The 7,287-nt window shown below is 60.5% G+C and carries 7 protein-coding genes; all 7 read left to right on the top strand.

Features of this window, described 5'->3' with window-relative positions; translation table 11 throughout:
• Positions 1-160: 160 nt before the first annotated feature.
• The 7 genes from MF4836_RS32700 (at position 161) to MF4836_RS32670 (ending at position 7,240) form a co-directional block, all read left to right on the top strand.
• Complete coding sequence (locus tag MF4836_RS32700) at positions 161-667, top strand: nuclear transport factor 2 family protein (RefSeq protein ID WP_078473834.1); 507 nt, start codon at positions 161-163, stop codon at positions 665-667.
• Positions 664-1,758 (top strand): amidase, encoded by a 1,095-nt coding sequence (locus tag MF4836_RS32695; protein WP_078473833.1) that lies wholly within the window; start codon positions 664-666, stop codon positions 1,756-1,758. Before MF4836_RS32700 ends, MF4836_RS32695 begins: the two co-directional genes overlap by 4 nt.
• A 42-nt stretch (positions 1,759-1,800) precedes the next feature.
• The gene (locus tag MF4836_RS32690) at positions 1,801-3,075 is read left to right on the top strand and encodes an aromatic ring-hydroxylating oxygenase subunit alpha (protein ID WP_078473832.1); all 1,275 of its coding nucleotides are present in this window, start codon (positions 1,801-1,803) and stop codon (positions 3,073-3,075) included.
• A gap of 16 nt (positions 3,076-3,091) precedes the next feature.
• Positions 3,092-3,568: an aromatic-ring-hydroxylating dioxygenase subunit beta gene (locus MF4836_RS32685; RefSeq protein ID WP_078473831.1), complete on the top strand. Its 477-nt coding sequence runs from the start codon at positions 3,092-3,094 to the stop codon at positions 3,566-3,568.
• A 16-nt stretch (positions 3,569-3,584) separates the two neighbouring features.
• On the top strand, positions 3,585-4,541 hold the full coding sequence (locus tag MF4836_RS32680; RefSeq protein ID WP_078473830.1) for a PDR/VanB family oxidoreductase: 957 nt from the start codon (positions 3,585-3,587) through the stop codon (positions 4,539-4,541).
• A gap of 120 nt (positions 4,542-4,661) precedes the next feature.
• Entirely contained in the window at positions 4,662-5,909 is a 1,248-nt protein-coding gene (locus MF4836_RS32675; protein ID WP_078473829.1) for an OprD family outer membrane porin, read from the top strand.
• Between the two features lie 26 nt (positions 5,910-5,935).
• Positions 5,936-7,240, top strand: coding sequence for an MFS transporter (locus tag MF4836_RS32670; RefSeq protein WP_238596244.1), 1,305 nt, complete (start codon positions 5,936-5,938; stop codon positions 7,238-7,240).
• The last annotated feature ends 47 nt before the right edge of the window (positions 7,241-7,287 follow it).

The following is a 7,287-nucleotide window of genomic DNA, read 5'->3' as shown; positions in this document are numbered from 1 at the left end:
TCTTCGGCAGCGTCAGATGTGTATAAAGACCGGACCCGCCCCCCAACCCTCAACTCGTTGCATAAAACGCAACAAGTTACTCACGCCCTGTGATTGTTGCCCCTCCAGCTCATCGCTAATTTCCTGTCATCGCAATGTAAACGCTGGCAGGTGCTCTCTTATGAATTCATCCCTTGCAGATATTACGGTCCTGGCCGAGCGCGTCAGGGTGCTTGAGGCTGAGTCGGCGGTGCGGCGGGTGCTGCATCGCTACATGGCGTTGTGCGACGTTCCCGGTGAGGAAGATCGTCTGCCGGCGCTGCGCCAGTTGTTTTGCAGCGATGCGTATTGGCAGGGTGTGGGGTCGCGTTATGCCCGCAAGTTCGGTCGGCTTGAGGGGCGTGAGGCGATTGTGGCGATGCTTGCGGGTTATCTGCCGCCTAATCCGCACTTTCGCTTCAATGCGCATTTTCTGGCGGGCGAGCAAATTGCCGTTGACGGTCTTGAGGTGACTGGCCGTTGGTTGCTGCAGCAGCTCTCGCGTTATGACTCGGGGCAGGGGGAAGCCATTGTCGCTGCGCTGAGCCTGAGTTTTCGCCTGGAGGAGGGCGCCTGGCGCATAGCGTCTTTCACCACTGAGCGACTCGATGTCTGCCCCCTTGCGCACGTACAGGAAGGACAGTCATGAGCCCGCTGGTTGTTGAAACTCATAAGCGGGGACCAGGGCCTACCGTGGCCATAAAGGATTCGCTGGATGTGGCCGGCTGGCCAACCCGCTGTGGCAGCCGTGCCTTTGAAGCGGCGCCGCCGGCCCAGCGCAACGCTACCGTGGTGCAATCGCTGCTGGACGCGGGTTGGCAGGTGATTGGTAAAACCGTGTTGCACGAGCTGGCCTTTGGCGTCACCGGGATCAACGATTGGGCGGGTACGCCGATCAATCCTCAGGCTCCCGAGCGCATTGCGGGTGGCTCGTCCAGCGGTTCTGCGGTGATTGTCGCCCAAGGCGCGGTCGATGCAGCGCTGGGGACTGATACCGGTGGCTCGGTTCGCATGCCTGCCGCCTGCTGCGGTGTGTATGGGCTCAAGCCGACCTTTGGCCGCTTGAGCCGGGAAGGTGTGTACCCGCAGTTCAGTTCCCTGGACTGTGTCGGCCCCATGGCCCGCGATCTCGACACATTGGTCGCCGCGATGCTCGCCATGGACGCCACTTTTGTCATGCCCCGGGCGCCCGAACGGATCCGTATCGGCCTGGTGGATGTGGCCTGTGACTCCAACATCTGCGCCGCCATTGACGAGGAAGTCAGCCGTCGTGGCTGGGGCTGTGAAGTCGTCAGCCTGACGCTGCTGGACTCGGCGTTCGAAGCGGCGTTGAGCGTGATCAATGCTGAAACCTGGGCCGCATTTGGCCAATACACCGGTCGCGGCCTGCTGGGTGCAGACATCGAAGCCCGACTGCTGCGTGCAGCCGCCACCGATGACGACGAGCTGCGCGCCGCCGAGGCTGTCCGCACTGCGTTCAGTGAGCAGGTGGACGGGTTGCTTGCGCAGTTCGACGCCCTGGTGCTGCCCAGCCTGCCGCGATTGCCGCCCTTGCTGGCGGATGTGCGCGCTGGTGCGCCGGTAATCGATCTGACCCGTTTTCTACGCCCGTTCAACCTCAGTGGCCACCCGGCGCTGAGTGTGCCCATCCCCTGTCCACAAACCTGTTTGAAAACCAGCCTGCAACTGATCGGGCGCAAGGGCGGCGATGCGCAGTTGTGCGCCATCGCGAACGCCTGACTCATAAAAACGCTGCTCGACATCAACGTATAGGACCTGACCGTGACCCAACTTATCGACGCCGTGAACCTGGGCATCAACCCCGCTGACCTGGTCAAGCCGGACCGTGTCCACACTTCGCTGTATACCGACGCCAAGCTGTTCGACGCAGAGCTTGAGAAGATTTTCTACAGCACCTGGGTCTGGGTGGCGCATGTCAGCGAGATCCCGGAGTCGGGCAGTTACAAAAGCACCTACATCGGCAAGCAGCCGGTGATTGTGGTGCGTGATCGCAAGAAGCAGGTGCACGTGCACCTCAATCGTTGCCGTCATCGCGGGGCAACCGTCTGCGAGCACAAGAAGGGCAAGACCAATAGTTTCGTCTGCCCCTACCACGGCTGGAGCTACGCCCTCGATGGGTCGTTGCGCGGTGTGCCGCATCCGGAGAGCTACGGGGATTGCCTGGATAAAGGCGAACTGCCCCTGGTGAGCCTGCGGGTGGAGGAGTACGCCGGGATGCTGTTCGCCACCTTCAAGGACGACATCGAACCCCTGGTGGACTTTCTCGGCCCGGCGAAAAAGTGGATGGACCTGTTCATGAAGCAGGGCGCCGGTTATCCGATCAAGGTCCCGGGCGAGCACCGTTTCCGCTTCCCTGGCAACTGGAAGATTCAGCTGGAAAACACCACTGACGCCTACCACTTCCCCTTGGTGCACAAGTCGTTCCTGTCGTCCGTGGATGAACAGACCCTGGCGCTGTTCGATTTCGTCGAAGGCCCGGGCTACGTCGAAGACCTGGGCAATGGTCACAGCGTGATGGTGATGATTCCCGACCTGGTGGACCTGGAAGCCGATCTCGACAAGCCGATCCCGGAGCGTTTCGCCGGGCTGGCTGCGGAGTTGCGCGATGAAGGCCTGGAAGAGAACCAGGTGCGGCGCATTGTTCGCGCCGTAGGTGGTTCGGGCTTCAACCTCAACCTGTTTCCCAACGTCGCCTGCTCCATGGCGTTCTTCCGTGTGTTGCAGCCAATCTCGGTGCTGGAGACCGAAATCCATCACTCGGTGATCACCATGGACGGTGGCCCGGTTGCGGCCAACCGCTACCGCCTGCGGCTGCACGAACACTTCCAGGGCCCCATGGGCTTTGGCACGCCGGACGATTCCGAAGCCTGGGAGCGGGTGCAGAAGGGCGCCAGTGCCGGGGAAAACCTCTGGATCATGCTCAACCGTGGTTTGCCCGGCGAACGGGCGACCGAGGATGGCCTGGTCAGTGATGTCAGTGCTGAGACCGGAATGCGCGCGGCCTACCAGCAGTGGAAAAAGATGATGTCGGTGTAACCGGCGGAGAACCTTGATGAACCTGAAATTACTGAACGAAGTCACCGCTTTCATCTGGCAGGAAGGCGACATGCTCGACCATGGCGAATTCGATGCCTGGCTGGACCTATGGGCGGAGAAGGGCACTTACATCATCCCGATCGACCCCCAGGAGCAGGACTTCGAAAACACCCTCAATTACGCCTATGACGACGCCGGCATGCGCCAGCTGCGGGTGCAGCGCCTGACCAGCGGCGAGTCGATTTCCACCAGCCCGCAGCCGCGTACCGTGCGCACGTTGTCGCGCTTTCGCGTGCTGTCGGAAAACGCGCAACAGGTGACGGTGCGCTGTGCGCAGAACCTGCGGGAGTTTCGCAAGGATTCGCTCAAGCACTACAGCGCCGACATCGTCTATGAGCTGGAACGGGACGCAGGCACCTTCAAGATTCAGCGCAAGCTGATTCGCCTGATCAACTCCGACGATACCCTCGCCGGTATCGGTTACATCCTCTGATCATGGGCGTGAATCGATGACTGACAGTGTATTGAAGGTTGTGGTGCACAAGGCCCGGCAGCAGGGCGGCAACGTGCTGGTACTGGACCTGTGTGCCTCGGATGACACGCCGTTGCCCGCGTTCGAGGCCGGGGCCCATGTGGATGTGCATTTGCCCGATGGCCTGGTGCGCCAGTATTCGCTGTGCAGCGATCCGGCAGACCCTGGCCTCTATCGATTGGGGGTGCTCAAGGATCCGGCCTCGCGCGGTGGCTCCGAGGCGGTTCATGCCACGTTGTGCGAGGGAAGCGTGGTGACCATCAGCGCTCCGCGCAATCTGTTTCCGCTGGCGGTTGATGCCCAGCGCTCACTGCTGATAGGAGGCGGAATCGGCATCACACCGATGATCGCCATGGCCTATGCACTGCACGCCCGGGGCGCTGATTTCGAGTTGCACTACTGCGGTCGCTCGCGCAGCCAGGCGGCGTTTTTGCAAGAGCTGGCCAGCGCACCTTTTTCCCAGCGGGTCAGCACCCATTTCGATGATGAGCCGGCCGGCAAGCTCGACCTGAATGCCGTGCTCGGCACTGCGGCTCCAGGCTGCCATGTGTACACCTGTGGGCCGTCGGGGTTCATGACCTGGGTGATCGACGCGGCCACGGCGGCTGGCTACGGCGATGAGCAGGTGCATCGCGAGTATTTCCAGGTTGAGGTTGACGGTTCCGGTGAGGCCTTCGAAGTCCACACCGCCCGCAGCTGTAAAACCCTGCAGGTGCATGCCGGGCAAAGCATCGTGCAGGCCCTGGCCGAAGTGGGTATCGCCATTGACGTGTCGTGCGAGCAGGGCGTCTGCGGCACTTGCCTGTGTGACGTGCTGGAGGGAGAGCCCGATCACCGTGACGTCTACCTGACTGCAGACGAGCGCGAGGCGAACGATCAAATGCTGCTGTGTTGTTCAAGGGCGCGCTCCGGGCGCCTGGTTCTGGATATCTGATTCACCACTCAAACAACAATAAAAACATGACAGCCGCGGGCGTTCAGATCGGCGCTGTCATTCACTGCCATGTCTCTGAAGTTCTGCCCTCAACCGTGGCAAACCTGTATGGATGTAACTATGTCAAAGCGAGCTTTGCGTGTGCATGCAATTCACTACTTAGGGCTTATAGGGATAGCAATACCGTGGTCGGCTCACGCCGACCTGATGGACGAGAGTCACCTGTCCTTGAACTTCAGGAACCTGTACCTGAACCGCAACTTCACCAACAGCGAGGCGCCCACCTCCAAAGTCGGCAACTGGTCCCAGGGCTTTGATCTGCAGTTTCAATCCGGATACACCGACACCCCGCTGGCCATCGGTTTCGATGCCAATGCGCAGTACGCGTTGCGGCTTGATTCCACGGGCAACGATGGTTCATTGCCCTACAGCACCTACGAGCAAAAGGCTGCTAATGACTACAGCCGCGCCGGTGGCACGCTGAAGCTGCGTTACTCGAAAACCGAGGTGAAAATCGGTGACCAGAAACCCAACCTGCCGATCGCTTCCAACGATCCCAGTCGGCAGCTCGATACCATCTACCAGGGGGCGGTAGTCAACTCCCGGGAAATAGACCGCCTGGAGCTGACGGGAGGGCGCTTCTGGTCCAGCGTCACCCGGCAGTCTTCCAACCACGAGCAGCTCTACAAGTACGGCTCGACCGACGATCTGGACAGCAAGGGGCTGGATTTCGGCGGCGGCACCTACTCGTTCACGCCGACCCTGCAAGGCACTTATTTTTATGGCGTGCTCAACGATATCTACCGCCAACACTACGCCGGTCTCAAACATGCGCTGGACCTGGGGGACGGCTACGTCCTGAAGACTGACCTGGGCTACTTCAACAACAGTGAAGATGGCAGTGCCCTTGCAGGCAAGGTCGACAACCGATCCTACAGCGGCCTGGTGACCCTGCAAAAAGGCGCCCATCTGTTTGGCGTCAGCTATCAGCGCATGCTGGGTGAAACGGTGTTCCCGACGCTCAACGGCTATGTTCCGCAACCGTATCTGCCGAACTGGGCAGGCCTGCCGTTCATCCGGCCGGACGAGCGATCGTGGTCGGTGCGTTATGGCTATGACTTCGCAAACATGGGGATACCCGGCCTGAAACTGTTCACGCGCTACATCAAGGGCACCGCGATCGACCGTGGTGCAGGGTTGAGCCATGACCAGGAAAGTGAACGCAACATCTTCCTGTCTTATGTGGTTCAAAGCGGTGCGCTCCAGGGCTTGAGCGTTGACCTGAAGAACTTCAACACCAAGCAGAAGTACGGCAACAACTATGACGAGTACCGCCTCGTCACCTCATACACCTGGAAGATCTGGTGAGCCGCTGGCTCGGTTTGGAGAAGTAGATGAGTAATTTCAAAGCAGGCGTTACCCAAACACCCAGCTCTTCCACCATGCGCCGAATTGTCATCGCCTCGGTGTTTGGCAACGCATTGGAGTGGTATGACTTCTTCCTGTACGGCACGGCGGCGGCGTTGATTTTCGGCCCGCTGTTCTTTCCTGCCGGGACTGATCCGGTGCTTGGCACCATGGGCGCGTTCGCAGGTTTTGCCGTGGGCTTTTTTGCCCGCCCCCTGGGCGGGATTATCTTTGGTCATATCGGCGACCGGGACGGGCGCAAAAAAGCGCTGGTCATGACGCTCAGCATCATGGGGGTTTCGACATTCCTGATGGGCTTGCTGCCGACATTCGAACAAGCGGGTTATCTGGCGCCCATCACCCTGGTGCTGTTGCGTATCGCCCAGGGCATCGCCTCGGGGGGCGAGTGGGGCGGTGGCGTGTTGATGATCAGCGAAAACGCGCCGGCCAATCGCGTCGGTTTCTATGCGGCCTGGAGCCAGCTTGGCGTTTCCGGTGGGTTTGTGCTCTCGGCCGCAGCGTTCTACCTGGTGCAGATGCTGCCCACCGAGGATTTCCTGAGTTGGGGCTGGCGCCTGCCGTTCCTGGCCAGTGTCCTGGTGTTCGGGGTCGGTATCTACATTCGCCGCAACCTGCCGGAGAGCCGCGATTTCGAGGATGCTGCGGCGCAACGGGCGAAGGTCAAGCATCCGCCGGCGATGGAAGTTCTGCGCAAGCACCCCAGGGAAGTGTTCCAGGCCATGGGGCTGCGCATGGCCGAAAACAGCTGCGCGTATATCTTCCTCGCCTTCGTGATGGCTTACGCAAAACTGACCGGCTTGAGCACGCAAGTGGTGCTGGGCGGGGTGATGGTCGCCATGATAGTCGAGGCCTTCACCATTCTGTTCTGGGGTTGGCTGTCCGACATCATTGGCCGGCGTACGGTCTATGCCATCGGTTCCATCAGCCTGGTGCTATTCGCGTTCCCGTTCTTCTGGTTGATCGATACCCATGTCAGCGGCTACGTCTACCTGGCATTGCTGGTCGGCCTGGCCTTCTGCCATGGCGCCATGATCGGTACCCAGCCGGCGTTGATGGGGGAACTGTTTCCGGCCCATGTGCGCTATTCCGGCATGGCGTTGGGGCACGAGATTGCGTCGATTTTTTCCGGTGGGCTCGCACCGTTGGCGGCAACGGCCTTGTTCGGGGCCTTCCACTCGGCCTGGCCGGTGTCGGTGATGTTGATTGTGTTTGGCTTGATCACCACGGGCACCTTGTTCAGCATCCGGCGCAAACCGGATTTGCCTCACTGACCTTGCCCTGACAAAAAAGGCGGAACGGTTTCTACGTTCCGCCTTTT

The organism is Pseudomonas sp. MF4836 (assembly GCF_002018875.1).
Lineage (GTDB): Bacteria > Pseudomonadota > Gammaproteobacteria > Pseudomonadales > Pseudomonadaceae > Aquipseudomonas.
The sequence above is the reverse complement of the archived record's forward strand: the minus strand, read 5'-3'. Positions and strand labels throughout refer to the sequence as shown.